Origin of the sequence: Autumnicola tepida (assembly GCF_031846485.1) — a bacterium.
GTDB lineage: Bacteria > Bacteroidota > Bacteroidia > Flavobacteriales > Flavobacteriaceae > Autumnicola > Autumnicola tepida.
The window spans coordinates 65,291-88,905 of sequence record NZ_JAVRHQ010000001.1 but is presented as its reverse complement, the minus strand read 5'-3'; the positions used below and the strand labels follow the sequence as shown (position 1 = coordinate 88,905).

Genomic DNA, 23,615 nt, shown 5'->3' with positions numbered 1-23,615 from the left:
AGTGCATATCGGGCAGCCTTCTCTTATGGTAAAACTGTGTTAATTACATATCGAGCAGATAAGCAAATACCAGCGGCGCTACAATGGTGGCATCGCTTTCAATAATATGTTTTGGCGTATCTATATCGAGTTTTCCCCAGGTGATCTTCTCGTTTGGAACCGCCCCGGAATATGATCCATAACTGGTTGTAGAGTCTGAAATCTGGCAAAAATAGCTCCAGAATGGAGTATCTGTCCTTTCCATATCCTGGTAAAGCATAGGCACCACGCATATAGGAAAATCCCCGGCAATTCCCCCTCCAATCTGGAAGAAACCAATGCCGTTTTTACTATTATCGGTATACCAGTCGGCAAGGAAGGTCATGTACTCAATCCCAGATTTCATTGTTGAAGGTTTCAATTCCCCTTTGAGGCAATAGGAAGCAAAAATATTTCCAAGCGTACTATCTTCCCATCCCGGCACTACGATGGGCAGGTTTTTCTCTGCCGCCGCATACATCCAGGAATCCTTCAGGTCTATTTCATAATATTCTTCCAAAGCCCCCGAAAGCAATAATTTATAAATATATTCATGCGGAAAATAACGCTCCCCCTTTTCTTCAGCCTCTTTCCAGATTTTTACAATATTATGCTGAATCCTGCGGAATGCTTCTTCTTCAGGAATACAGGTATCGGTCACCCGGTTTAAACCTTTTTCCAGCAAATCCCATTCTTCTTTAGGAGTTAGATCCCGGTAATTAGGCACTCTTTTGTAATGTGAATGGGCAACAAGGTTCATTACGTCTTCTTCCAGGTTCGCGCCTGTACAGGAAATGATCTGCACTTTTTCCTGGCGGATCATTTCAGCAAAAATTTTCCCAAGCTCAGCCGTACTCATAGCACCGGCAAGGGAAACCAGCATTTTAGAACCATTGTTCAGCTGCTTTTCATAATCTTTGGCGGCATCTACAAGGGCTGCGGAATTAAAGTGTAAATAATATTTTTCAATAAATTGCGAAATCGCTCCTTTACTCATCTTCGTCGTCTTCGTTATAATTTAAATATTTGAATTTGTAGCTCAGCATTTTATAGTAAAGCTTGGCCGCAAGAAAATCTGATGATTTTTCTTTTTCATTTGGGCAAAGTTCCACAATGTCAAAACCTACCACATTTTTCTTTTTGAACATCAGTTTCAGGAATTCCAGGGTTTCATACCAGAACAAGCCTCCCGGCTCTGGTGTTCCTGTTGAAGGCAGTATGGAAGGATCAAAAGCATCCAGGTCTATGGTAATAAAAACGTTAGGCGTCATTTGCCCAATAGCGTCTTCCTGCCAGTCTTCATAAAGATCATCAGCAAAATAAACCTGATTTTCATCCATATGATCCTTTTCAGAAATATCCATAGAACGGATTCCCACCTGCACCAGGTTAGTGTTTTTACTGGCTTCATGTAGTGCGCAGGCGTGGCTGCATTTACTGCCCTCATATTCCGGCCGCAGATCTGCATGTGCGTCCAGCTGCACCACTGTAAGGTCTTCAAAAGACTCATTAAAAGCACGAATGGAGCCTATAGAAAGAGAATGCTCGCCGCCAAAAAGGGTTACAAACTTTTCCTGCTTAATATAGTTCTTGGTGGTTTTGTAAACCGCTTCCACCATCTTTTCAGGCGAAGAGTTTTCAGTAACCGGGGGGGCCAGGTAAACTCCCTTTTTATAAACCTCGCTGCGGGTTTCAATATCATAAAGCTCCATGTTTTCTGAAGCTTCCAAAAATGCATCAGGTCCCTTGTCTGCTCCTTTCTGCCACGTGCTGGTCCCATCGTAAGGAACAGGAATCAATACCACCTTTGCATCGTCTATACGGGCATATTTATCTGGTATCCCTGCGTAATTCTTTTTGCTCATTGTTAGTTGTTGAATGTTTTAAACTGAATTTTATAAGAACTAAAGTTATAAATTTTTTAGTTGCCTGAACCATAACCAAGTATATTCAGCATTTCTTCTACATTTTGCTGCTCACTGAATAATTCTGTGGTCAAATTGCCATTTTCATCCTTGTCTATAAGCACATGTTTTGGCTGCGGAATAAGACAATGCTGTAACCCGCCAAAGCCGCCTATGGTTTCCTGGTAAGCGCCCGTGTTAAAGAAGCCTATATAAAGCGGTTTATCCCTTTTGTACTTCGGAAGATAAATGGCATTGGTATTTTGTTCAGAATTATAATAATCGTCACTATCGCAGGTTAGCCCCCCCAGCAGCACTCTCTCATATTCATCATTCCACCGGTTTACGGCAAGCATCACGAATTTTTTGCTAATGGCCCAGGTATCCGGCAAAGTGGTGATAAAGGATGAATTGATCATGTTCCATTTTTCACGGTCGTTCTGCTGCTTCTGATAAAGAATCTCATAGATGGCCCCACCGCTTTCGCCTACGGTAAAACTCCCGAATTCTGTAAAAATATGCGGTACGTCCACATCTGCTTCCGCACAGGCAAGGGTGATCTGGTTTATAATTTCATCTACCATGTAAGCATAGTCATACTCAAAAGCGAGGGAGTTTTTAATAGGAAAACCTCCACCGATATTGAGACTGTCCAGACTTGGACAAATCTTTTTAAGGTTGATATAAACCTTCAGACACTTGTTAAGCTCGTTCCAATAGTATGCCGTATCGCGAATCCCGGTATTGATAAAAAAATGAAGCATTCTTAAGTTCACCCTGTCGTTATTCTTGATTTTTTGGTTATAAAAAGGCACAATGTCCTTATAACCAATTCCAAGCCGGGAGGTATAGAATTCAAATTTCGGCTCTTCTTCAGAAGCAATACGGATTCCAACTTCAAAATCTTCTTCAATATTTTCCCCCAACAGGTCTATTTCCTCATAATTATCAATTATTGGAATACAGTTTTTATGACCTTCATTCAGCAGCCGGGAAATATTAGCAATATACTGGTCCCTTTTAAACCCGTTACAGATCACATAGGTGTCATCATTAATTTTCCCTGAGGCTTTTAATTTCTCAACAATATTAATATCAAAAGCAGAAGAGGTTTCAATATGGATATTATTTTTTAGGGCCTCATTAAGTACATGCTCAAAATGGGAACTTTTTGTACAATAACAGTAATTGTACCTTCCCGGATAATCATGTTTTTCAATAGCGTCCTGGAACCATTTTTTCGCGCGGTTAATATTTTCAGAAATCTTGGGCAAATAGGTAAACTTTAGCGGTGCACCGTATTTTTCAACAAGATTCATCAAATCTATATTATGGAAATGCAGGCCATTCTCTTCAAGTTTGAATTCTTCCTGCGGAAAATAATACGTCTGGTCTATAAGATCTCTGTACTTGGTATTCAATTGATTATTTTAATTTAAAGAGTAAAAATTAGGCATTAATTTATTGTACCAAAAAATATGATTGGTAAATTATTGTTAAGAAAGGCTTTGTGAGGGTTCAGCAAGCTTTTACCGCTTTTTAAGTAATGCGATCCAAGTACGCTGAACGTATTTAATCTGGATGGGAAAGAGCTTTTCACTCTTTAAAAAACTTTGTCATCTACAGTTTTAATCTTTAATTGATTTAGATCATAAAACTGCTGTAAATGTATAAAAAAATATTCTCATACTTCATCCTGAAAACTTTTTCAGAATAGATTTTTTTGAAGTAAAGATTAAGGTCTTAACGCGAGGTCCTGCGGCAGGGGCCTTTAGTATTTTTAGAGCTTAGAGATTCCGCAGGTTGATAATTTCCTGTTTTGTAAGTACACGAAAACGCCCGCGGGGCAAATCCTTTTTAGTGAGCCCACCATAAACCACACGATCTAGTTTCACCACTTCGTAGCCCAGGCTTTTAAAAAGCTTCTGCACGATGTGAGGTTTTATACTTTTAATTTCCAGCCCAATTTCGTTCTTTGGCCTGTCGGTAACATAACTGATGTCCTGTACGGTAAGTTTGCTTTTTTCAATATAGAGGCCTTCACGAATCTTCTCCAGGTCTTCCTGGGAGAGGCTTTTATTTAGTTCTACATGGTAGATCTGGCGAATTCCATTCTTTGGCTTTGCCAGGCTTTTGGCAAGTGCCCCATCGTTGGTAAAGAGCAAAAGGCCGGTAGCCTGCGTATCGAGCTTGCCCACCGGATCAAGTTTTGATTTTGAAGCCCTGCTCATAATATCCATTACGGTGCGGCCACCTTTTTCCACACTCCCGGTAGTATAAAAACCTTTAGGCTTGTTTAGCAGAAAATATTCGGGTTTGTCAGGGCTTATACTGCGGCCGTCAAACTTCACATCATCATTAAGCTGTACCTTATAGCCCATTTCTGTCACGGTTTTACCATTTACGGTAACGTTTCCGGCTGAAATAAAAATATCGGCATCCCTTCTCGAACAAATTCCCGCATTGGCAATGTATTTATTAAGGCGTATTCCACCTGCATCGGGATCTTTCTTTGGCTGAGTTTTTAAATCCTCCTTTTTACGGATAGGCGCGTTCCCACGGGCATAGGACTTTTTACGTTCGCCGCCTTGTCTTCCGCTCATTTTGCCTCTTGAAGAATTGTCGTTTCTGCTCATACTGATATTTTTTGCAAAGATACTGGTTAGATTGTGAGTTGGGTAAGATTTGGAGAAAGATTTCCTGAGGCCTGGAAATAAATACTGCCCCAGGAAGCTTTCATCCATAACTTTAATATTCTATCCGGTTGTTCTTTTTTTGCCATTTTTGAAAAACAGGCAAACCTTCTTCCCTTGCCAATTTTACAAATTTTATCCTTCGATCGCCCATGTCTTTCTCAATTTCATCATAAATAAACTGATCATCAAAGCCAATTTCGGCAGCATCATCGCGGTCTAAAGCGTAGTACACTTCTTTTGGCCGCGCCCAGTAGATTGCTCCCAGACACATTGGGCAGGGCTCACAGGAAGTATATAAAATACAGTCATCCAGCTGAAAATCCTGCAGTTTTTCACAGGCTTTTCTAATGGCCACCACTTCAGCATGAGCGGTAGGATCGTTAGTGGAAGTTACCTTGTTGTAAGCTTCAGCTATAATTTCATCATCTTTTACTATTACAGCGCCAAACGGACCGCCGGCGCCTTCATCCATTCCTTTTTCAGCAAGCGCGATGGCATGCTTCAGGTAATGCTCATGGTTGTTCTTCATTTATATTTAATTTCTTTAAAATTTTCTTTGCTCCGGAACCTGTGCGCTTCAAAGTGACTACAAATTTCTGAAAGAAGAAGCAGTATTATAATCTTCGGTTGCGGACTTCAAAATTAATCAAAATGAAAATTTCTGTAGCTGATTAATGCCGAAGGTTTCTTCCGAAGAAATTAAAACGGATTAAAACACCCGGTTGAGCACCTCATCGGGATCGATAAGCAGGATGCTGAAAACCCCAGCCACGATGATTAATTTTAAGATATTGTGCAACACGAGGTATTGCCATTTTGCCCTGCTGAAATAGAGGAAAAGCAGGAAAAACACCAGCAATCCAAGCGATGCGAAAAAATAATAATCCATATAGCCAATTTCAAAGCGTGTGCTAAGCAGCATAAGCGGCACCACGGCAAGCACTGCAAGTACAGAGAGAAAAAATTTGCTCCACTTCTCTCCATAAACCAGGGGAATAGTGCGGTAATTCTGTACCAGGTCTCCCTGCATATTTTCAAGGTCTTTTACCAGCTCCCGCATCACAATCATTAAATACAAAAACGTGGCATGGATAAAAATTACAGTTTCGAAGTTTTTATAGTAGATGAAAATAGCGAAAAAAGGACCAATGGTTAAAATCGAAGCCACCAGATTCCCAAGAAAAAGTATTTTTTTTAGCCGGTGGGAGTAAAACCAGATCACGAAAATATAAAGCGAAAAAAATACCACCGCCCTAAAGGACACATAACTTGCAAAGAAAATGGCGGCAAAATTCAGGATAAAATAAACTGAAAGCTTGGTACGCTGGCTCACCACCCGGTCCAGCATTGTTTTTTTGGGCCTGTTGATAAGATCCTTTTCGCTGTCGTAGAAATTATTAATAATGTAGCCGGAAGCGATCACTGTTGCAGTGGAAAGGATCAGAAAAAAGAGGTTATCATCAAAAAGTATATCCCGCAAAGGCAATTCGTGCGCAAGTATAAAGGCAGAAGTTAAATACTGGGCAATTATTACAATAAGAATATTATAACCGCGTACCACAGAAAACAAACTCAGCAACTTAAGCAAAAAGCGTTTGTTCATTAAGGCGGCCATGAATTTACTGTAGTTCTAGAAGTTATATACTACCTCTAAATTGTAACCTTTAAGCGCTTTTTTAGCCTTTTCTATATCTTCTGTGAAACCAAGAATATAACCGCCACCACCAGAACCGCAAAGTTTGAGGTAATAATCATTCGTATCTATACCGTGTTTCCAGATTTTATGGAATTTAGCCGGGATCATAGGTTTAAAGTTATCTAATACCACATGGGACAGGCTTTTTACATTTTTAAAAAGAGACTTTACATCCCCTTTTAAAAAGTCGTCCACGCAGGCATCGGTATGTTTTACGAACTGATCCTTAAGCATTTTCCTGAAAGGCTCCTGTTTCATATTTTCCATAAAGATGCTCACCATGGGTCCGGTTTCCCCGGTAATCCCACTGTCCAGAAGAAAGACCGCACCTGTTCCTTTTTCCGTCTGGGAAGGAATTCCGGCAGGCTCTATATTATCTTTTGAATTTATCAGGATAGGAATGCTTAAATAGGAATTAAGCGGATCCAGGCCTGAAGATTTCCCGTGAAAGAAGGATTCCATTTCTCCAAAAATCTTCTTTAGCTTCAGTAATTTATCCCGTGTAAGATTTTCAAGAACCGTAATTTTGTTGGTGGCATATTTATCATAAATAGCCGCAACAAGGGCGCCACTACTGCCCACTCCATAACCCTGCGGAATACTGGAATCAAAATACATACCCCTGTCAATATCTGCATTAAGGCTTTCCAGGTCAAAATGTACAAGGTTTGGGTCCTTTTCCTCCAGTTGCTTTAAATGTTCTGCAAAAAGCCGCAGATTAACATTGGACTTTTTGGCTTCTTCAGAAGGATTCCCGGAAACTTTTAAAGCCCCGTTATAAAAGTTGTAGGGTATCGATAAACCTTTGGAATCTTTGATGATCCCATATTCCCCAAAAAGAAGAATTTTCGAATAAAATAAAGGTCCTTTCATTTAATTTGTTTTTTAGATTCTTCCCCAAGGCTAAGCATTCCAATAGCAGAAAGGTCTTCGTCAAGTTCTTCCCAATGGACACCATAGCCCCCTGGCGAGATGGAAAAATTGTATCGTTGAGAATCTGTTGCTTTCTCTAAATTGGGGTACCAATCAAGCGGGGCTCCAATCTCGCGACCATCTTCTAAAGCAAAGAAAATTTTATTTTCCCTAAAGAAAACCCGTTGAACTTTAATATTTAAGTCTGCGATTTTGCTCATCTTTCATAAAATTCATTCCACCTTTTCAAAAAAAAGAAACGCTGTTCCTCTACAATATTCAAAATTAACTTTAAATCCTTCTTTTTCAGATTAAATGAATAAACCAAAATTAACGAATTTAATTCAATTTTTCCTTCTCCTCCCTTTCCTTCAAAATGAATGTGCTCAGGCAGATGTTCATTCGAATAAAAGAAAAACCTGAACCCATTTTGTCTAAGAACTGTGGGCATCACTTAATTTCTTTAGCCCCGCTTCCCAACTGGTCGCAAATATACTGCCCATTTTCACAACTGGCAACTAACTCATTCTTAATGAATTCAAAAATTTCGGTTTTATTTTTTTCAGGGTATAGCACATGCACATTGGCGCCGGCATCTAAAGTAAAACATACCGGAAGCTGTGATTGCCTTCTAAACTTCCAAATTTTATTGATGATTTCCAGGGTGTTTGGTTTCATCAGGATAAAATAAGGCCTGCTGCTCATCATCATGGCATGAAGGGAGAGTGCCTCGTTTTCTACAATTTCCATAAATTTCTCCAAATTTCCTTCCGCAAAAACAGGTATCAAATTTGCCAAATTTGCCCCCGCCTGTTTAAACCTTGCTTCAGCAAAAGGATGGCCGTGCATTAAATCATGGCCAACACTACTGCTCACCTCCTTTTTCCCCTTATCTACAAGTAATATAGTATCCTGGTAATTTCTGAAATTTTCATGCACCTCATCGGGATACGATACTCCAAAAAGTTCACTGCTGCCCTTAATTTCCTCATGTTCCCCCCAAACCACAAGTTCTCCTTCTATGCTCCGGCAGGCACTACCGGACCCTAACCTGGATAAAAAAGATGCTTTTTTCTTAAAAAATTCAGCAGAGAGGGAAGGATTTAATTGCTTTTCAATGCTCATGATGCATAATGCCAACGCGCTCATTCCACTGGCCGAAGAAGCGATGCCGCTACTATGCGGGAAGGTGTTTTCAGAATAAATTTTAAAAGAATATTCTTTAAGAAAAGGACAATAGCTTTCGATACGCTTAAAAAAAGTGCTGATCTTAGGTTTAAAATCATCTTTTTTTTCGCCTTCAAAAAAAACCTCAAATTCGAATTTGTCCCGGGTCTTCTTTTTGATGAAATCCACCCTGGTAATTGTTTTGCAATTGCTAAGTGTAAAACTTACCGATGGATTTGCGGGAATCTGCTCTGGTTTTTTTCCCCAGTATTTCACCAGGGCTATATTACTGGGAGATTGCCATTTAACGCTTCCTTTTTCGACTGCTTCTGAATATTTTCCCGGAATAAACTCCTCTACGTTCATCTCAAAAATTTTAACAAAGGTAAACTTTTATGATTTTGAATTGTAAGGGAAAAATTCAAATAAATTTCTATTTTAGTAAGGAAAACCAACCGGGATGAGCCATAAGTTACTAATACGCAGCACTATTGCCGTAACTGTTTGCCTGCTTTTCGGCTTCTTGTCCGGCATCGCCACCGAGGCCGGAATTTACGAATGGTATCCTGAACTTCAAAAACCATGGTTTAATCCACCCCAATGGACCTTTGCGCCTTTTTGGCTTATCATGTATATCGTTACCGGAATTGCGGCCGGGCTTGTATGGCATAAAGGATTTTACCATAAATGGGTAAAAGTAGCCCTCTACCACTTCGGGTTCCAGCTGCTCCTAAGTGCTTTCTGGTCCATTTTATTTTTTGGCCTGCACCGGCCTTTCTGGGCTCTGCTGGATATTTTAATCCTGCTGGTACTTGTGCTTATCACCATTAAATGGTTTAGATTTATTAGTGGCACTGCAACTGCTTTAATGTTGCCTTATTTAATTTGGATAGTATTTGTCACAGCCATAACTTTTGAAGTTTGGCGCCTTAATTTTCTTTAGATGCTATAGTTTTAGCTGCTATAAAACCACCAGTCCAGGCATTTTGAAAGTTAAAGCCACCGGTTACCGCATCTATATCCAAAACCTCCCCTGCAAAAAACAGGTTTTTGTGAAGTTTGCTTTCAAAGGTCTTAAAATTCACTTCTTTTAAATCCACACCCCCGGCGGTTACAAACTCTTCTTTAAAAGTGCTTTTCCCGTTAACCTGAAATTCCGCTTCAGTAAGCTGGGAAGACAATGCCTGCAGCTGAGCTTTATTTAAGTCGGCCCAAATACCATTTTCAGTTATTCCCGATGCCTCGGCCAGGCTTTGCCATAATCTTTTTGGAAGTTCAAATTGGGCATTTTTAGACACCTGCTGTTTGGCCAGATCAAATTTTAACTGCCTCAAATTTTCCAGGATTTCTTCGGAAGAAAAACCTGGCAGCCAGTTGACCTTAATCTTAAACTGATAATTCCTTTGATGTAACTCCCTCGCACCCCAGGCCGATAATTTTAAAATTGCGGGGCCGCTTAATCCCCAGTGTGTAATTAATAGCGGCCCTTCGTCCTGAAGTTTTTCACCCTGCACTTTTGCCCGGGCATAAGTGGAAATTCCGGGGAGATGTTTTATTCTTTCATCTTTTATATTAAAAGTAAAAAGCGAAGGGACTGCAGTAGTTATCGTATGGCCCAACCGTTTAAGCAGATTCCATATTTTTGGGTTACTGCCTGTTGCCATTACCACTTTTTCTGCGGAATAAGCCGCTTTTGAGGTTTCCACTATCCACGATTCATTTTTATTCTGAAGAGATTTTACAGCCTCACTTTTCCTGAGGTCGATTTTCAATCTTTTTACTTCAGAAAGAAAACAATTAATAATAGTCTCTGAAGAATCTGAAACCGGAAACATCCTGCCGTCTTCTTCAGTTTTTAATTGCACCCCACGTTCTTCAAACCAGGCAATGGTATCGCCGGTCATAAATTGATGAAAGGGCCCCCGCAGTTCCTTTTCCCCACGCGGATAATTTTTAATCAATTCTTTCGGGATAAATTCTGCATGAGTAACATTGCAACGACCTCCACCAGAAATACGCACTTTTGTAAGCACTTCCTTTCCTCTTTCCAGGATAAGAATTTTAGCCGAAGGATCCATTTCCGCAGCATTAATGGCTGTAAAAAAACCTGCCGCCCCTCCTCCAATTATTATAATGTCGTATTTCAATTGTCTGTTGTCTGTTGTCTGTTGTCTGTAAAATTTAGTTGCCTAAGTTAAGCTCAAGAAATTATTATTGACAGAAGTGTTCACATTTTTTTCAACTCTGAACTCTTCTAATTTCTCACTTCCAGCTTCCAATTTCTAGCCTCGTACTTCTTTAAATTACAGCCTGTCCGGAAAGTCAGAAATTATTCCATCTACCTCAAATTCTTTCATCCTGGCAATGGCCTCCGGTTCATTTATTGTCCATACATTAACCTTAAAACCTTCTGCCTGCGCCTCCCGTACATTATCCCTGGTAACAATTCCTGCTGAAGGATGAATGGCTGAAGCTTTAAGTTGTTTTCCCAGTTTTATAGCTTCAGATAAGCTCGCTTTACTTAAAACACCAATCGGCATTTGCTCATTATATTTACGGACTTCAAAAAGTTCGTTCTTCTGAAAACTGGACAGGATAAAATCCTGGTATTCCCAATTCCCGGTTTTAATATGTTCCTTAACTATGTCACAAACCGCTTCTGCAGTATTCAGGCCTTTTAATTCGATATTTATAGCGCATTTGCCTTCTATAAGTTCCAAAACATCTGTTAGCAGCGGAATCTTATATTTTCCTTCAACTCTTAATCCTTTTAAAAACTGCCAGTCTTTTTTGGCAATTTCCCCGCTGCCATTGGTGGTACGATCTAAAGTAAAATCATGCAGCACCACAATTTCACCTGAAGCGCAACGGTGCACATCAATTTCTATCATATCAACTCCAAAAGAAATGGCTTTGGCTATACTTTCCAAAGTATTTTCAGCAAGATGCCCTTTAGCTCCACGATGGCCAATTTTAATGATCGTTTTCATCTGGCAAATGTATTTATTTAGCTGAAAAGCAACCGCATTTCAGCAAACTTTGAAAATGATATTTAGAAATACTTAATACCACTTAACATTTAATTAAAGGAATGCCTTCTTACTTTTAAGAAGTATCTGCTTCCGCAGAAAAAGACTAAAGAGAACAGGTTATAGAAAGAATAAAATAATACAGGATTATGACACAATCAAAAAATTTTCCGCAGCAGGATCAAAGTCAGCCGGGAGATCAGAATAAAATGCATCCCGAACCGGAAATTATCAGGAATAATCATAAAGGCAGCGACAAATTAAAAGAGAAAACAGCCTTTATAACCGGCGGTGACAGCGGGATTGGCCGCAGTGTTGCCGTTCATTTTGCCCGGGAAGGAGCTGATATTGCCATTATTTACCTGGCAGAAGATGAGGACGCCCTGGACACCAAAAAAATGGTTGAAAAGGAAGGGCAAAAATGCCTGATTATTGAAGGAGATTTAAAAAACGAGGATTTTTGCAAAGAGGCTATTAATAAATGTATAGCTGAATTTGGCAAATTGGACATTCTGGTGAACAATGCGGCTGTACAGTTTCCGCAGGAGAACATAGAAGATGTTACCTCAGATCAAATGAAGGAAACTTTTGAAACAAATATTTACCCGTACTTCTATCTTATAAAAGAAGCCCTGCAGCACCTGGGGGAAGGTAGTTGTGTGATTAACACCACCTCTGTTACCTCCTATCGCGGCAGTTCCCATTTGCTGGATTATTCCAGCACCAAGGGTGCCATTACCACTTTTACAAGATCGCTCTCAAAAATGCTGGTTGGAAAAAAAATAAGGGTTAATGCCGTGGCGCCGGGGCCAATCTGGACGCCGCTTATTCCTTCTACCTTTGACGACATTAAGGATTTTGGCAAAAAAGTTCCCATGGGCAGGGCAGGACAACCTTCTGAAGTAGCCCCGGCCTATGTTTTCCTGGCTTCTGAAGACAGCAGTTATATCACAGGGCAGGTAATACATATTAACGGCGGAGAGCAAATAGGTGGTTAACCGGACTTTCTTCTTAACTTGTACAAATAATATTTATCCACACTATGGAAGAATGGTTTGACACCAGCTGGGAATCTATCGTTGCTATTGCTATAAATGCTGTGGGCATTTACATTGCGATAATAATATTAACGCGTATTTCTGGTAAACGCAGTTTTTCAAAAATGTCCAGCTTTGACTTTGCAATGACTGTGGCTATAGGATCTATGGTTGCCTCTACCGTTCTTTCAAAATCTGTCACCATTGCCCAGGGAATTGCGGGATTATGCCTTATTTACGGGATGCAAATGCTGGTTGCTTTCCTGAGAAGGTTCCAGGGGGTGAGCAACACGGTAGATAATACTCCTTTGCTCCTCATGGACGGCCGTGAAATCCTAAGAGAAAACCTGAAAAAAGCTAAAGTTACCGAAGGCGACCTGCGCTCAAAGCTAAGAGAGGCAAATGTCCTGAATCTTTCCCAGGTAAGAGCTGTGATTTTTGAAGCCACCGGAGATATTTCTGTACTGCACAGTGATGATGAAAATGAGCAGTTTGAAGCCTGGCTCATAAGTGATGTAAACCGATAGATATGCTGGGCTGGACAGACATACTGGGGCTTGTTGCCGGAATCTGCACCACGGTTTCTGTAATTCCACAGATTAAAAAAGCCTGGAAAACCAAAAAGGTAGATGATATTTCCCCGTTTATGTTTGGCATTTTAATGCTGGGCGTTTTCCTGTGGGTTATTTACGGAATCACTCAAAATGATGTTCCTATAATCGCTACAAACGGGGCATCACTCGCTTTAAACTCCTTTATGTTTTATCTAATGGTGCGTTTTCGCAAGAAGAAATGATTAGGCCGGCATACAGTGAACACAGGTATCTTACGGATGCTCTTGCTTTTTTTTCCCCCAACAGGGGCTATATAAATAACGTATTTAGCGACAGACTTAACGCTAAAGCTCTACAGTAGTTAATCTTCATTAAAATCGCTACTAAGAAATTCTTAAAGTGTTTCCTGTTAAGCAATCAACATTTTAAATTTATCAAAAATACATTCGAAAATGTTGACAAAAGAAGTGAAACCGCAAAAAGAAAAGCTTTCTATTGATAAATCTGAAAAGAAAATGGAGAAAGCTTTTCAGGAATTTATAATAGAAGATAACCATCCCTGCGTCATGGCCCAAACTGTCTTTAGCATGGATCATGTAGATTTTCATGCATATGAAAATTTTGGTTCCAAAAAAACAGCCCGGCAGATCCTGAGAGACCTGAAGGAATATATAAAGAACTACGATTTCGAATCTAACGCCTTCTATACCTTTATGGCTGCTTTTAAAGGGCGAAAAGATTTTACCGAAGAACAGTTTGAGCAGTTATTGTGGAAACAGCTTCAGTTTCTTCACGAAGTAGACGATGCCGACTGGGACCCGAATGTGAGCAAAGATCCTGATAGTAATAAGTTCAGTTTTAGTATTGGCGGCAAGGCTTTTTATATGGTGGGGCTTCACCCTAACAGTTCAAGAAAAGCCAGGCAAAGCCCTTTCCCAACTATTGCCTTTAACCTGCACTGGCAGTTCGAGAAATTAAGAGAAATGGGAACCTATCAGACAGTTCGGGATAAAATAAGGGAACGCGATTCCGAGCTACAGGGGAATATTAACCCAATGCTTGAAGATTTTGGTAAAAACAGCGAAGCCAGGCAATATAGCGGCAGAAAAGTTGGTGAAGAATGGAAATGTCCTTTTCTTAACCAGAAATAACAGAAATGTACCAGAGGGCGAAATACAAAAAAACAGATGAAAATTATATTTTCAATTTTATTAGAAGCCATCCCTTTGCCACACTCGTGCTGCAAGGGGATCGTTTGTTAGCCACGCATATTCCGGTCCTCACAAAAGGCAATGCGGATAAATTTATCCTTTACGGCCATATTGCTTATAATAATGAACAGTACCAGTATTTAAAAGATGGTCTTGAAGCGCTACTTATTTTTCAGGGCGCACATGACTATATTTCTTCTTCCTGGTATAAAGAGAAGAATATAAGCACCTGGGATTATTCTGCAGTTCATATAAATGTAAAACTAAAGCTGCAGAGCCGTAAAGAACTGGAAGAATCCCTGGAAGAGCTGGTGCGCCATTTTGAAAATGAGCAGGATAATCCGCTTTATTACAAAGATATACCTGATGATATGTTGAAAGAACATTTGCCCTTAATTACCGGATTCTGGTGTGAGCCTGTAAAAACTGAAGCTATCGCAAAGCTTCACCAGGGGTTTGAAAAAGAAGATTTAGAATCTGTAACGCAACATTTACAGGCAAAAGACAGTCCTGGTAGTAAGCAGCTAAAGCAGGATATAGAAAAAGAAAACCCGCATTTATTCTAAAACTCATTGTAATGGCAGCAAAAAGTTTCTTAGAAAAATACCGCGGGAAGCGCGATTTTGATAGCTCTTCAGAACCTTTTGGTGATCCTGAAATTGCCAAAGGGAAGAAAGATATTTTTGTTGTTCAAAAACATGATGCCACCAATCTCCACTACGATTTTAGATTGCTGGCAAATGGAGTTTTAAAAAGCTGGGCAGTTCCAAAAGGCCCTTCCACAGATCCCGATGAAAAACGACTGGCTATTGCTACTGAAGATCATCCCGTGGAATATGCCGATTTTGAAGGTATTATTCCGGAAGATCAATATGGAGGCGGAACGGTAATGGTTTGGGATGCCGGCACCTATACAATCGAGAAAAAGGATAAAGATGGAAATATAATTCCGCTGGAAAAGCAATTGGAAAATGGCCGTGCCAGTTTTATACTGAATGGGGAAAAACTACAGGGTGGCTACAGCCTTATCAGGATTAAAAAAGGCGAAAATGAACAATGGCTCCTTAAAAAATCTGATGATGATAAAGCTGATGCCAGAAGAAACCCCACCAGCACGCAAAATAATTCTGTGCTAACCGGGAGAACAATGAAGCAGATCAAAAAAGATTCAGAAGATGGCAGCGGAAAAGAATAACGGGAAATTCCAGTTTGAAATCAGCAAAAGGGAAAAGATATTTTTCCCCCAGGAAGGTTACACCAAGGGCGATCTTATAGATTATTATGAAAAAATAGCTGAAGTAATGCTGCCGCACCTGGAAGAACGCCCGGTAACGATGTTGCGTTTTCCTAACGGGATAGAAGATAAACGGTTTTTTCAAAAAGACGAACCAGATTATTTCCCGGATTGGATAGACACCATAGAAATTGAAAAACAAGAGGGCGGCACTACCTGTTATGTTCTTTGCAACAATAAGCCCAGCCTTATATACCTTGCCAACCAGGCATGTATTACCCCACATATCTGGCTTAGTAAAAAAGACACGCCGGATTATCCCGACAGGATGATTTTTGACCTCGACCCTTCGGAAGATAATTTTCAGGAAGTAAAATCCGCAGCTGGGATCTTTAGGGATTTTTTAATGGAAAAATTAAACCTGCCTGTATTTCTAATGACCACCGGATCTCGGGGATTACACCTCGTGGTCCCATTAAAACCAGAGAAGGATTTTGATGAAGTAAGGGATTTTGCACAGGAAATAACCCATTACCTGGAAAAGCAACATCCGGAAAAATTTACCACCGCCGCAAGAAAAAACAAGCGGGAAAATAAGCTTTACCTGGATGTGGCCAGGAACGGCTTTGGGCAAACTACCGTAGCGCCCTATGCAGTACGGCCCTTAGCAGGTGCTCCTGTTGCTACTCCAATTGATTGGGAGGAGCTGGCTGCTCTGGATTCGGCTCATAAATATAACATAAAGAATATCTTCCGCAGAGTGGGAAAGAAAGAAGATCCCTGGAAAAATATTTCAGCAAAAGCGGTTAAATTAGATTCCGCGGTAAAAAAATTTGAAGAACTTTCAGCAAAACAAAAAGAATAAGATGACTCAAGTAATAGAGAGACAAACCGGGGCAGCCTTCCGCATTAAAAAAGGGCAAAAATTAAAGGTTACAGATCCCAAAGGAGAACAGGTGAGTGACATGGTATTGTTTAATGCTGAAGATAAACGGGAGAAAATTTCCAGCGGAAAAACCCTGGATTTTGAAGAAAGCATCCTGATAAGCCGCGGCAATTTTTTATGGAGCAACCGTAGCAGGAAAATGATGAAAATCCTTGAAGACACCAATGGGCGTAACGACTTTCTTCTTGCTCCATGCAGCCCTGAAACTTTCCAGATTATGTATGAAAATCCGGAATATCACCCAAGCTGTTTTGAAAACCTCTATACCAATTTAAAGAAATTTGACATTGAACCCGATGACATTCCCACCGCTTTTAATATTTTTATGAATGTACAGTTTGACGAAAACGGCAAACTTAGTGTGGAAGCTCCGCTGAGCAAAGCAGGGGATTTTGTTCTTTTTGAAGCCCAGATGGACCTTATTATAGGGTTAACCGCCTGCTCTGCTGAAGACAGCAACAACGGCAGCTTTAAGCCTATTCACTTTGAGATTATTGATTAATCATTCTTTTTACGGTAACGCATATTGAGCATTTCTATAGCCAGGGAGAAGAAAACTGCAAAATAAATATACCCCTTAGGCACATGATAATGCGCGCCTTCCACAATAAGCATTACACCTATAAGAATTAAAAAAGACAGTGCCAGGATTTGTATTGTGGGATGTTTATTTACAAAATCCCCAACCGCTTTTGCAAATATCATCATCACCACAATAGAGATCACTACCGCTATTATCATTAAAATTAATTCTTCAGTAAGGCCAACAGCGGTAAGAATAGAATCGAAAGAAAAGATGATATCCAGCATCACAATTTGAAGAATGGCATACCCAAAGCTACTTACCTGCTTCACTTCCTTTTCTTCCTCCTGCCCTTCAATTTTATGATGAATTTCCAGTGTACTTTTTATCAGCAGAAAAATCCCTCCCGCGATAAGGATGATATCACGCCAGCTTAACTCGAACCCGGAAAACGTAAGAACAGGTTGGGTAAGCCCGATTATCCAGGTAATACTAAGCAGAAGCAGCACCCGCATTACCAGTGCAGCGGAAAGCCCTCCCAGCCTTGCTTTTTTTTGCTTATCCTGTGGCAACCTTCCGGCAACAAGGGAAATAAAGATAATGTTATCTATCCCGAGAACAATTTCCATAAAAGTTAAGGTAAGCAGGGCGACCCAGGTATCGGGCTGTAGAAACATTTCCATAGGAATATCAGGCTTTAAATGCGGATTAAAAGTAGAAAAAATGCAGAAAAGGAAAATTGGTTTTAGCTCAATTTTATCTTTTCACTTAGCTGCAATTCCAAGGCTTCAATTTTGTTTTTATAGAAATGATTCTTTTTTTCCAGGTCGTTTAGCCGTTCTAAAACCGTTTCATTTTCCTCTCGAAAAATTTCTCCTCCATAAAAACCAGCCAGGCCTGCACATATTATAATAATCCAAAAGGTATAATTTCGCAAAAGCACCCCAGTTTCAATGCGCCTGTCTTCCACGCCTAAAAATTCTATTTCTTCAATAAAATTCTGAAGATATTTCTCTGCTTTTTTCTTTCTCAGTTTCTTCTTTTCATTGGAAGGCAAATCTTCGTAAAAATTTGGATCCTCATTAAGCTTTTCCAGCAGGGAAACCTTTACAGCCGCAGTTTTAGGAAAGATATTAATGATAACAGGTATAACACCTGCAAGCCATTCCTGCCGCGTAATTAAGGGATTCCAGATTCTGCTCTTCTGAAATTCCAATAAATTTATGGCCCTGGTCCTTGTCATGGTTTGAAATAAAGTGGACGAATGTAAGAAATTTCTTCAGTTTTAAGAAATGTTTAATAAAAATTCAAAGAAGGTTCTATTGATTATAAGATAGTCTGTAAATAGTTCCACTGCCGTCATCTGCTATAAGAATGGAACCATCCTCTAATTCCACTAATCCTACCGGGCGGCCAAATTGGGAAGTACCATCACTGCTCAGGAAACCCGTGACAAAATCTTCAGCTTTTGCCGCTTTTCCATCTGTAAAACGAACACTCATCAATTTGTATCCAGAAGCGGGTTTTCTGTTCCACGAACCATGAAAAGTAATAATGGCTGAATTTTGATATTCCTGCGGGAACATATCCCCTTTGTAAAAAATCATATCCATGGGGGCACTGTGGGCGGTAAATAAAAGTTCAGGATAGGTGGTTTTTTCAGCATATTTCTCCCACGTCATCCCTTTTGGAGGCTCATCAGATTTGTTGAATTTCCCATCAGCATAAACATAAGGCCAGCCGTAATTTTTTCCTTCCTCAATTTTATTCAGCTCCTCTTCCTGGTCATTATCTCCCAGCCAGTCAATTCCATGATCCATTCCGTACAGTACACCTGTTTCCGGATGCCATTTAAAACCGATGGTATTCCGAAGGCCTTTGGCAAAAATATTTCTTTCACCAGTTTCTGGATCTACCTGTAAGATAGTGGCATTTTCTTCCCTGGTTTCCGCACAGGCGTTGCAGGTACTACCAACAGACACATAAAGCATCCCATCTGGCCCAAAAGCAATGGTCCTGTTAGGATGCTGACCACCATCGGGCAGGTTCTCCACAAATTTTTCCAGTTCTCCCAGGGAACCATCCTCATTTATTTCAGCTTTAAAAATATCATTTACGGTTATGAGGTAAAACATATTATCCTTTAAGGCCACGCCATGAGCACCCTCTTTAGTTGCCACGGTTTGCTGTTTTTCGGCCTTGCCATCCTTATCCTGATCGCTTAACATAATTACATCTCCCTGCCGGCGGGTTACATACACATTTCCGGCTTCACTCACCGCCATCATCCGGGGTTTTTCAAGATTTTCAGCATACTTTTCAATTTTGAAACCTTCAGGCATGGAAAGGGAATTTATTTTTTCGGCAGTGGCCTCAACTTTTTCAGGTTTATAGATATGACTTACCTTTTCTTCAGAAATGACTCCAAAATTTTGAGCATTGCAAATGCCTGAAATAAAAACAGCCAGTATGAGTAATAAATTCTTCATAATTTCATCTTTTCTGTATTCAATCCTGAAGATAATTGTTAAACATGGTAATTTCCGTTAATACCTGGTTAATAAGATTCTAAATTTGACAAATTTTTTTAAGAGACTGGGGATTCCAAAAGTGAGGTTCAAAATTCGTCCATAAAATCAATAAAAATTACATGAAGATTTTTCGCACCCATTCCGGTAATCCAAATTTCATTTCCCTTGTAAAAGCTCTTGATGCAGACCTGGCTGTAAGGGACGGGGAAGAACATTCTTTTTACGACCAGTTCAACAAACTGGATAAGATAAAGCATGTGGTGCTGTTATTTGAAAATGAACAGGCAGTATCCTGTGGCGTAATAAAAGAATTGAACCAGGTATTATGGAAATTAAACGCATGTTTACCCTTTCCCTTTTTCGCGGAAGAGGATTTGCCGGCAAAGTGCTGAAAGAACTGGAAACCTGGGCTGCGGAGTTAAATTACTCAAAATGTATACTGGAAACAGGAGTAAGACAGCCGGAAGCTATCGCCCTTTATAAAAAGAGTGGCTACAGAATTATTCCTAATTACGGGCAGTATGCGGGAATTGAAAACAGCGTGTGTTTTCAGAAAGATCTATAATATTTTGATATCCTGATTCTCCTCATTCCTTTTATATACCTCCATCGTGGAAACGATTATACAATTTCTCAACCGGCGAAATTTCAAATATTCTGAATTAAATTTTTTAGAAGTTGCAGCAGTATTTACATACTTCCACCCGGCTAAACCTTTTTTTCCCAGCGGTTATGGCACTTTCGATATCATCAAAATAACCCAGCTCCAATCTGCCATTCTCCTCCGGAAGCAATTCACAAAAATGGGTATGGATTACATGCCTGTTATTTATCCTGCTTTTCTTTGCAATAAAGAAACAAAACATGGCTTCCTTTTTCTGTAAAGGAAGGAGAAGTTGATTAAATAATACAGCCATTAATCCCAAGCAGCAGTTTTTGCCAAAAATATAAACCCGCTTTATTTCAAATGTTTAGAGAAAATTATCAAGTAGAATTTTATTTTATATTAATGTTAATCCGGTAGTAGCTTTTTTCAATATTTACTGATTCAAAGTTTACAAGAAATTTAAATTTGAACCCACATTTTTAATTCAGAAGCACAATAAGCTTGTTAAAATATGCGCTCTTCCAAAAAAAAAAAAGACATAAAAGAAGATTTTCAGAAACGCTGACTCCAGCAACAGAATTTAACCGGTAAAAATTATAAATAAAATTTCCATTTAATTTCTAATTTCACGGCGGGAAAAGAAATTATTTATTATTTTTTAGAAAAATTTAAGATCATGGCAGAATTTAATTTAACTATAAATGGAAAGGAGCAGACTGTTGATGTAGATCCCAGCACTCCCTTGCTTTGGGTTCTAAGGGACCACATGAAATTGGTGGGTACAAAGTATGGCTGCGGAATTGCGCAGTGCGGTGCATGTACAGTGCATTTTAATGGCTCAGCCGTTAGATCCTGCCAGATTACAATTTCATCTGCTGCAGATAATGAGATCACTACTATAGAAGGACTTTCTGAGAACGGGGATCATCCTGTGCAACAGGCATGGCTGGAGCATGATGTGCCGCAATGTGGTTATTGCCAGGCAGGCCAAATTATGTCTGCCTCTGCTTTATTAAAGAGAAACCCTTCTCCCAGCGATGAAGAAATTGAAAGTGCCATGAATGGTAATATTTGCCGTTGCGGGACCTACACCAGGATAAAAGCTGCTATTAAATCGGCTTCCAATTCACAAATAGCTTAAGCCAGTCAAATTAAATACTTATTAAGATGAGCAAAGTAAAAACAGGAATAGGCAGAAGATCCTTTATAAAAAGGGTTTCTTTAGCGGGAGGCGGATTGATACTTGGTTTTAACTGGCTGGCATGTAACCGTGCTGGCGAAGAAGAGGCAGGAAAAGAAATGGCCATGCAAATGCCGGATGAGTGGTTTGAGTTAAATGGATATTTGAAAATTGGCGATAATGGAATTGTTACCATATATTCTCCAAACCCGGAAATTGGGCAGAATGTAAAAACATCCATGCCAATGATCGTGGCCGAAGAACTTGATGTTGACTGGAACAACGTAATTGTTGAACAGGCACCTTTGAATACTGACGTTTTTAGCCGCCAGATCGCTGGGGGCAGCCAGTCCATAAGACAGGGCTGGGAAACCCTAAGAATGGCCGGAGCCACAGCAAGGCAGATGTTGCTTACAGCTGCTGCCAGCGAGTGGGAAGTACCGGTATCTGAACTTTCTGTGGAAAATGGGGTAATAAAACATGAAGGCAGCGATAAAACCATTGGCTACGGTGAAATTGCCAAAGCTGCCACCAAGGTCGAAGTTCCTGCAGAAGTTGAATTAAAAGATAACGACAGCTTTAAAATAATCGGGACTTCCAGGAAAAATGTAGATGCCAAAAAAATTGTTACAGGACAGCCACTTTATGGTTTGGATACTCAAAAAGACGGGATGTTAATCGCCATGATCGTGCAACCTCCGGCCTTTGGAATGCAGTTTAAATCTATGGATGCTGAAAAGGTAAAAGAAATGCCTGGTATTACTGATGTTTTCACCATAGACACTTATCCGGAAGACATGGAAAAGGAATGGAGCGATGTTACTGCTTTTCCCAAACTTGTAGTTGTGGCTGGTGAATCTACCTGGCAGGTGATGCAGGCCAAAAAAGAGCTGAATGTAGAGTGGGATTTGAATCCTGAACTCACCAAAGAGATAGAAATACTTGAAAAATCTGCGGGCATGGAAGATGTTAGCGGACTTGAAAGTACCGATACACACAATTCTTTAATGACGCAGGTAGGACCCAGAGAATCTGAAGTAGTAAGAAAAGATGGCGACCCTGAAAAAGCATTTAAAAATGCTGCAAGGGTGATAGAACGTTCCTACTCCTGCCCGTTCCTTGCCCATAATTGCATGGAACCTATGAATTTTTTCGCCGACGTTACTGATGATCATGCTGAATTATTTGGACCAATCCAGACGCCTGAGTTTGCTGAAAAAAGTGTAAACAGGCGATTAGGGCTGGAGCTTGAAGATATAGATATTCAAATGACCCGTATGGGCGGAGGATTTGGACGCAGACTTTACGGAAATTTTCTAGTTGAAGCTGCCGTGATTTCCAAAAAACTGGGTAAACCCGTAAAGCTGGTTTACACCCGGGAAGATGATATGACCAACGGGGTATACCGCCCTGCTTATCATGTAACCTATCGCGCCGCACTGGACGGCAACAACAATATCACCGCTTTTCACGTAAATGCCGGTGGAATTACAGAAAGCCCTCTTTTCGCCAACCGTTTTCCTGCCGGGGCTATAGATAATTACCTGGCGGAAAGCTGGACTATAGATTCAAATATCTCCACAGGTGCCTTCCGGGCGCCAAGGTCCAATTTTATTGCCGGCGCAGAACAATCATTTTTAGATGAACTGGCTGAAGAAACAGGCAAAGATCCTATAGAATTCCGCCTGGAGATGCTGGAACGGGCAAAAAATGATCCTGTTGGAGAAGATAATGACTATGATGCCTCCCGTTATGCCGGAGTCCTGGAGCTCGTGAGAGATAAAGCTGGCTGGAAAAACAGCAATACCAATCTAAGCAGGGGCGTATCTGCTTATTACTGCCATAACTCCTATGTGGCACAGATCCTGGACATGACGGTAGAAAATAATGAACCTGTAATTGATAATGTAACCTGCGCGGTAGACTGCGGAATTGTGGTAAACCCCGATGCTGCCAAAAACATGGTGGAAGGAGGGACAATAGATGGTATTGGCCATGCCCTCTACAGCGAAATAACTTTTAACGGCGGCATTCCGCAACAAAGTAATTTTGACAAGTACAGGCTTATACGGCATAGGGAAGCCCCTAAAAAGGTGGACGTTTATTTTGTAGAAAACGGTATTGACCCTACAGGACTTGGAGAACCTCCGTTTCCACCGGTACAGGGGGCTTTAGCCAACGCACTTTACAAAGCCACCGGAAAGAGGTTTTATAAACAGCCATTTATTTCTGAAATGCAAATGGAAGCAAGAGAGTTAAAAACATAAACCAATATCCTGGTTAATCAAAAAAGAAGGAATCTAAAATCTTATTTTAAAACTGAAATGGCTAAAGCCAGGCTTGATAATCAGGTCTGGCTTTGTCTTTTAA

27 protein-coding genes and 1 pseudogene are annotated in these 23,615 nt (G+C 40.2%); 12 read left to right on the top strand and 16 right to left on the bottom strand.

Annotated features, from left to right (window positions below):
• Positions 1-43: 43 nt before the first annotated feature.
• From RM553_RS00420 to mvaD, 10 genes are all read right to left on the bottom strand, one after another.
• Positions 44-1,015 (bottom strand): deoxyhypusine synthase family protein, encoded by a 972-nt coding sequence (locus tag RM553_RS00420; protein WP_311532903.1) that lies wholly within the window; start codon positions 1,013-1,015, stop codon positions 44-46.
• A complete protein-coding gene (gene speB, locus RM553_RS00415; protein WP_311532902.1) occupies positions 1,008-1,883 on the bottom strand; it encodes an agmatinase in 876 nt (291 codons plus the stop codon). The genes RM553_RS00420 and speB overlap by 8 nt, the downstream gene beginning before the upstream one ends.
• A gap of 56 nt (positions 1,884-1,939) precedes the next feature.
• The gene (locus tag RM553_RS00410; protein WP_311532901.1) at positions 1,940-3,343 is read right to left on the bottom strand and encodes an arginine decarboxylase; all 1,404 of its coding nucleotides are present in this window, start codon (positions 3,341-3,343) and stop codon (positions 1,940-1,942) included.
• Positions 3,344-3,709: 366 nt separating this feature from the next.
• Positions 3,710-4,558, bottom strand: a complete 849-nt coding sequence (locus tag RM553_RS00405) for a pseudouridine synthase (protein ID WP_311532900.1) — start codon at positions 4,556-4,558, stop codon at positions 3,710-3,712.
• Positions 4,559-4,670: 112 nt separating this feature from the next.
• A complete protein-coding gene (locus RM553_RS00400) occupies positions 4,671-5,147 on the bottom strand; it encodes a nucleoside deaminase (RefSeq protein ID WP_311532898.1) in 477 nt (158 codons plus the stop codon).
• A 180-nt stretch (positions 5,148-5,327) separates the two neighbouring features.
• A complete protein-coding gene (locus tag RM553_RS00395) occupies positions 5,328-6,233 on the bottom strand; it encodes a geranylgeranylglycerol-phosphate geranylgeranyltransferase (protein WP_311532897.1) in 906 nt (301 codons plus the stop codon).
• 15 nt (positions 6,234-6,248) lie between these two features.
• Positions 6,249-7,187: a mevalonate kinase family protein gene (locus RM553_RS00390; protein ID WP_311532895.1), complete on the bottom strand. Its 939-nt coding sequence runs from the start codon at positions 7,185-7,187 to the stop codon at positions 6,249-6,251.
• Positions 7,184-7,447, bottom strand: a complete 264-nt coding sequence (locus RM553_RS00385) for a DUF2442 domain-containing protein (RefSeq protein WP_311532893.1) — start codon at positions 7,445-7,447, stop codon at positions 7,184-7,186. The genes RM553_RS00390 and RM553_RS00385 overlap by 4 nt, the downstream gene beginning before the upstream one ends.
• Entirely contained in the window at positions 7,444-7,677 is a 234-nt protein-coding gene (locus tag RM553_RS19670) for a DUF4160 domain-containing protein (RefSeq protein ID WP_432271438.1), read from the bottom strand. The genes RM553_RS00385 and RM553_RS19670 overlap by 4 nt, the downstream gene beginning before the upstream one ends.
• Positions 7,677-8,759, bottom strand: coding sequence for a diphosphomevalonate decarboxylase (gene mvaD, locus RM553_RS00380; RefSeq protein ID WP_311532891.1), 1,083 nt, complete (start codon positions 8,757-8,759; stop codon positions 7,677-7,679). Before mvaD ends, RM553_RS19670 begins: the two co-directional genes overlap by 1 nt.
• Positions 8,760-8,853: 94 nt before the next feature.
• Here mvaD and RM553_RS00375 point away from each other — a divergent pair, with 94 nt between their 5' ends.
• Entirely contained in the window at positions 8,854-9,336 is a 483-nt protein-coding gene (locus RM553_RS00375) for a TspO/MBR family protein (RefSeq protein WP_311532889.1), read from the top strand.
• On the opposite strand, the gene RM553_RS00370 is transcribed toward RM553_RS00375, so the two are convergent.
• Positions 9,323-10,540, bottom strand: coding sequence for a BaiN/RdsA family NAD(P)/FAD-dependent oxidoreductase (locus RM553_RS00370; RefSeq protein ID WP_311532887.1), 1,218 nt, complete (start codon positions 10,538-10,540; stop codon positions 9,323-9,325). The genes RM553_RS00375 and RM553_RS00370 overlap by 14 nt on opposite strands.
• A 156-nt stretch (positions 10,541-10,696) precedes the next feature.
• Positions 10,697-11,383 (bottom strand): glycerophosphodiester phosphodiesterase, encoded by a 687-nt coding sequence (locus RM553_RS00365; RefSeq protein WP_311532885.1) that lies wholly within the window; start codon positions 11,381-11,383, stop codon positions 10,697-10,699.
• A 188-nt stretch (positions 11,384-11,571) separates the two neighbouring features.
• Here RM553_RS00365 and RM553_RS00360 point away from each other — a divergent pair, with 188 nt between their 5' ends.
• From RM553_RS00360 to RM553_RS00325, 8 genes are all read left to right on the top strand, one after another.
• Positions 11,572-12,420 (top strand): SDR family oxidoreductase, encoded by an 849-nt coding sequence (locus tag RM553_RS00360; protein WP_311532883.1) that lies wholly within the window; start codon positions 11,572-11,574, stop codon positions 12,418-12,420.
• A gap of 44 nt (positions 12,421-12,464) precedes the next feature.
• Complete coding sequence (locus RM553_RS00355; protein ID WP_311532881.1) at positions 12,465-12,986, top strand: DUF421 domain-containing protein; 522 nt, start codon at positions 12,465-12,467, stop codon at positions 12,984-12,986.
• Between the two features lie 2 nt (positions 12,987-12,988).
• Entirely contained in the window at positions 12,989-13,255 is a 267-nt protein-coding gene (locus tag RM553_RS00350) for a SemiSWEET family sugar transporter (protein ID WP_311532879.1), read from the top strand.
• Positions 13,256-13,465: 210 nt separating this feature from the next.
• Complete coding sequence (gene gntA / locus RM553_RS00345) at positions 13,466-14,164, top strand: guanitoxin biosynthesis heme-dependent pre-guanitoxin N-hydroxylase GntA (protein ID WP_311532877.1); 699 nt, start codon at positions 13,466-13,468, stop codon at positions 14,162-14,164.
• Between the two features lie 5 nt (positions 14,165-14,169).
• A complete protein-coding gene (locus tag RM553_RS00340; RefSeq protein ID WP_311532875.1) occupies positions 14,170-14,790 on the top strand; it encodes an FMN-binding negative transcriptional regulator in 621 nt (206 codons plus the stop codon).
• Between the two features lie 11 nt (positions 14,791-14,801).
• The gene (locus tag RM553_RS00335) at positions 14,802-15,419 is read left to right on the top strand and encodes a DNA polymerase ligase N-terminal domain-containing protein (protein WP_311532873.1); all 618 of its coding nucleotides are present in this window, start codon (positions 14,802-14,804) and stop codon (positions 15,417-15,419) included.
• Positions 15,400-16,323, top strand: coding sequence for a non-homologous end-joining DNA ligase (ligD, locus tag RM553_RS00330; protein WP_311532871.1), 924 nt, complete (start codon positions 15,400-15,402; stop codon positions 16,321-16,323). The genes RM553_RS00335 and ligD overlap by 20 nt, the downstream gene beginning before the upstream one ends.
• Position 16,324: 1 nt before the next feature.
• Positions 16,325-16,906 carry a DUF1989 domain-containing protein gene (locus tag RM553_RS00325; protein ID WP_311532869.1) on the top strand — a complete coding sequence of 194 codons (582 nt, stop codon included), beginning with the start codon at positions 16,325-16,327 and terminating at the stop codon, positions 16,904-16,906.
• Here RM553_RS00325 and RM553_RS00320 read toward each other — a convergent pair.
• The 3 genes from RM553_RS00320 to RM553_RS00310 form a co-directional block, all read right to left on the bottom strand.
• A complete protein-coding gene (locus RM553_RS00320; RefSeq protein ID WP_311532868.1) occupies positions 16,903-17,610 on the bottom strand; it encodes a TerC family protein in 708 nt (235 codons plus the stop codon). The genes RM553_RS00325 and RM553_RS00320 overlap by 4 nt on opposite strands.
• A 62-nt stretch (positions 17,611-17,672) precedes the next feature.
• Positions 17,673-18,170 (bottom strand): hypothetical protein, encoded by a 498-nt coding sequence (locus RM553_RS00315; RefSeq protein ID WP_311532866.1) that lies wholly within the window; start codon positions 18,168-18,170, stop codon positions 17,673-17,675.
• Between the two features lie 76 nt (positions 18,171-18,246).
• Positions 18,247-19,416: a PQQ-dependent sugar dehydrogenase gene (locus RM553_RS00310; RefSeq protein ID WP_311532864.1), complete on the bottom strand. Its 1,170-nt coding sequence runs from the start codon at positions 19,414-19,416 to the stop codon at positions 18,247-18,249.
• A 161-nt stretch (positions 19,417-19,577) separates the two neighbouring features.
• On the opposite strand from RM553_RS00310, the pseudogene RM553_RS19665 reads away from it, so the two are divergent.
• Positions 19,578-20,023: pseudogene (locus RM553_RS19665) on the top strand (GNAT family N-acetyltransferase).
• Between the two features lie 106 nt (positions 20,024-20,129).
• Here the strand turns inward: RM553_RS19665 and RM553_RS00295 are convergent.
• Positions 20,130-20,375, bottom strand: a complete 246-nt coding sequence (locus tag RM553_RS00295; RefSeq protein WP_311532858.1) for a hypothetical protein — start codon at positions 20,373-20,375, stop codon at positions 20,130-20,132.
• 366 nt (positions 20,376-20,741) lie between these two features.
• On the opposite strand from RM553_RS00295, the gene RM553_RS00290 reads away from it, so the two are divergent.
• Both RM553_RS00290 and RM553_RS00285 read left to right on the top strand, forming a co-directional pair.
• Complete coding sequence (locus tag RM553_RS00290; protein WP_311532857.1) at positions 20,742-21,206, top strand: (2Fe-2S)-binding protein; 465 nt, start codon at positions 20,742-20,744, stop codon at positions 21,204-21,206.
• 26 nt (positions 21,207-21,232) lie between these two features.
• Positions 21,233-23,512 (top strand): xanthine dehydrogenase family protein molybdopterin-binding subunit, encoded by a 2,280-nt coding sequence (locus RM553_RS00285; protein WP_311532855.1) that lies wholly within the window; start codon positions 21,233-21,235, stop codon positions 23,510-23,512.
• The last annotated feature ends 103 nt before the right edge of the window (positions 23,513-23,615 follow it).

Bases quoted from the DNA above. Each gene is read 5' to 3' on its own strand.
- RM553_RS00405 (WP_311532900.1), bottom strand. From the start codon at position 4,558: ATGAGCAGAAACGACAATTCTTCAAGAGGCAAAATGAGCGGAAGACAA.
- RM553_RS00375 (WP_311532889.1), top strand. From the start codon at position 8,854: ATGAGCCATAAGTTACTAATACGCAGCACTATTGCCGTAACTGTTTGC.
- ligD (WP_311532871.1), top strand. From the start codon at position 15,400: ATGGCAGCGGAAAAGAATAACGGGAAATTCCAGTTTGAAATCAGCAAA.
- RM553_RS00310 (WP_311532864.1), bottom strand. From the start codon at position 19,416: ATGAAGAATTTATTACTCATACTGGCTGTTTTTATTTCAGGCATTTGC.
- RM553_RS00365 (WP_311532885.1), bottom strand. From the start codon at position 11,383: ATGAAAACGATCATTAAAATTGGCCATCGTGGAGCTAAAGGGCATCTT.
- RM553_RS00360 (WP_311532883.1), top strand. From the start codon at position 11,572: ATGACACAATCAAAAAATTTTCCGCAGCAGGATCAAAGTCAGCCGGGA.
- RM553_RS00340 (WP_311532875.1), top strand. From the start codon at position 14,170: ATGTACCAGAGGGCGAAATACAAAAAAACAGATGAAAATTATATTTTC.
- RM553_RS19670 (WP_432271438.1), bottom strand. From the start codon at position 7,677: ATGCCCACAGTTCTTAGACAAAATGGGTTCAGGTTTTTCTTTTATTCG.
- speB (WP_311532902.1), bottom strand. From the start codon at position 1,883: ATGAGCAAAAAGAATTACGCAGGGATACCAGATAAATATGCCCGTATA.
- mvaD (WP_311532891.1), bottom strand. From the start codon at position 8,759: ATGAACGTAGAGGAGTTTATTCCGGGAAAATATTCAGAAGCAGTCGAA.
- RM553_RS00350 (WP_311532879.1), top strand. From the start codon at position 12,989: ATGCTGGGCTGGACAGACATACTGGGGCTTGTTGCCGGAATCTGCACC.
- RM553_RS00295 (WP_311532858.1), bottom strand. From the start codon at position 20,375: ATGGCTGTATTATTTAATCAACTTCTCCTTCCTTTACAGAAAAAGGAA.
- RM553_RS00385 (WP_311532893.1), bottom strand. From the start codon at position 7,447: ATGAGCAAAATCGCAGACTTAAATATTAAAGTTCAACGGGTTTTCTTT.
- RM553_RS00320 (WP_311532868.1), bottom strand. From the start codon at position 17,610: ATGGAAATGTTTCTACAGCCCGATACCTGGGTCGCCCTGCTTACCTTA.
- RM553_RS00285 (WP_311532855.1), top strand. From the start codon at position 21,233: ATGAGCAAAGTAAAAACAGGAATAGGCAGAAGATCCTTTATAAAAAGG.
- gntA (WP_311532877.1), top strand. From the start codon at position 13,466: ATGTTGACAAAAGAAGTGAAACCGCAAAAAGAAAAGCTTTCTATTGAT.
- RM553_RS00420 (WP_311532903.1), bottom strand. From the start codon at position 1,015: ATGAGTAAAGGAGCGATTTCGCAATTTATTGAAAAATATTATTTACAC.
- RM553_RS00400 (WP_311532898.1), bottom strand. From the start codon at position 5,147: ATGAAGAACAACCATGAGCATTACCTGAAGCATGCCATCGCGCTTGCT.
- RM553_RS00335 (WP_311532873.1), top strand. From the start codon at position 14,802: ATGGCAGCAAAAAGTTTCTTAGAAAAATACCGCGGGAAGCGCGATTTT.
- RM553_RS00355 (WP_311532881.1), top strand. From the start codon at position 12,465: ATGGAAGAATGGTTTGACACCAGCTGGGAATCTATCGTTGCTATTGCT.
- RM553_RS00315 (WP_311532866.1), bottom strand. From the start codon at position 18,170: ATGACAAGGACCAGGGCCATAAATTTATTGGAATTTCAGAAGAGCAGA.
- RM553_RS00325 (WP_311532869.1), top strand. From the start codon at position 16,325: ATGACTCAAGTAATAGAGAGACAAACCGGGGCAGCCTTCCGCATTAAA.
- RM553_RS00390 (WP_311532895.1), bottom strand. From the start codon at position 7,187: ATGAAAGGACCTTTATTTTATTCGAAAATTCTTCTTTTTGGGGAATAT.
- RM553_RS00290 (WP_311532857.1), top strand. From the start codon at position 20,742: ATGGCAGAATTTAATTTAACTATAAATGGAAAGGAGCAGACTGTTGAT.
- RM553_RS00395 (WP_311532897.1), bottom strand. From the start codon at position 6,233: ATGGCCGCCTTAATGAACAAACGCTTTTTGCTTAAGTTGCTGAGTTTG.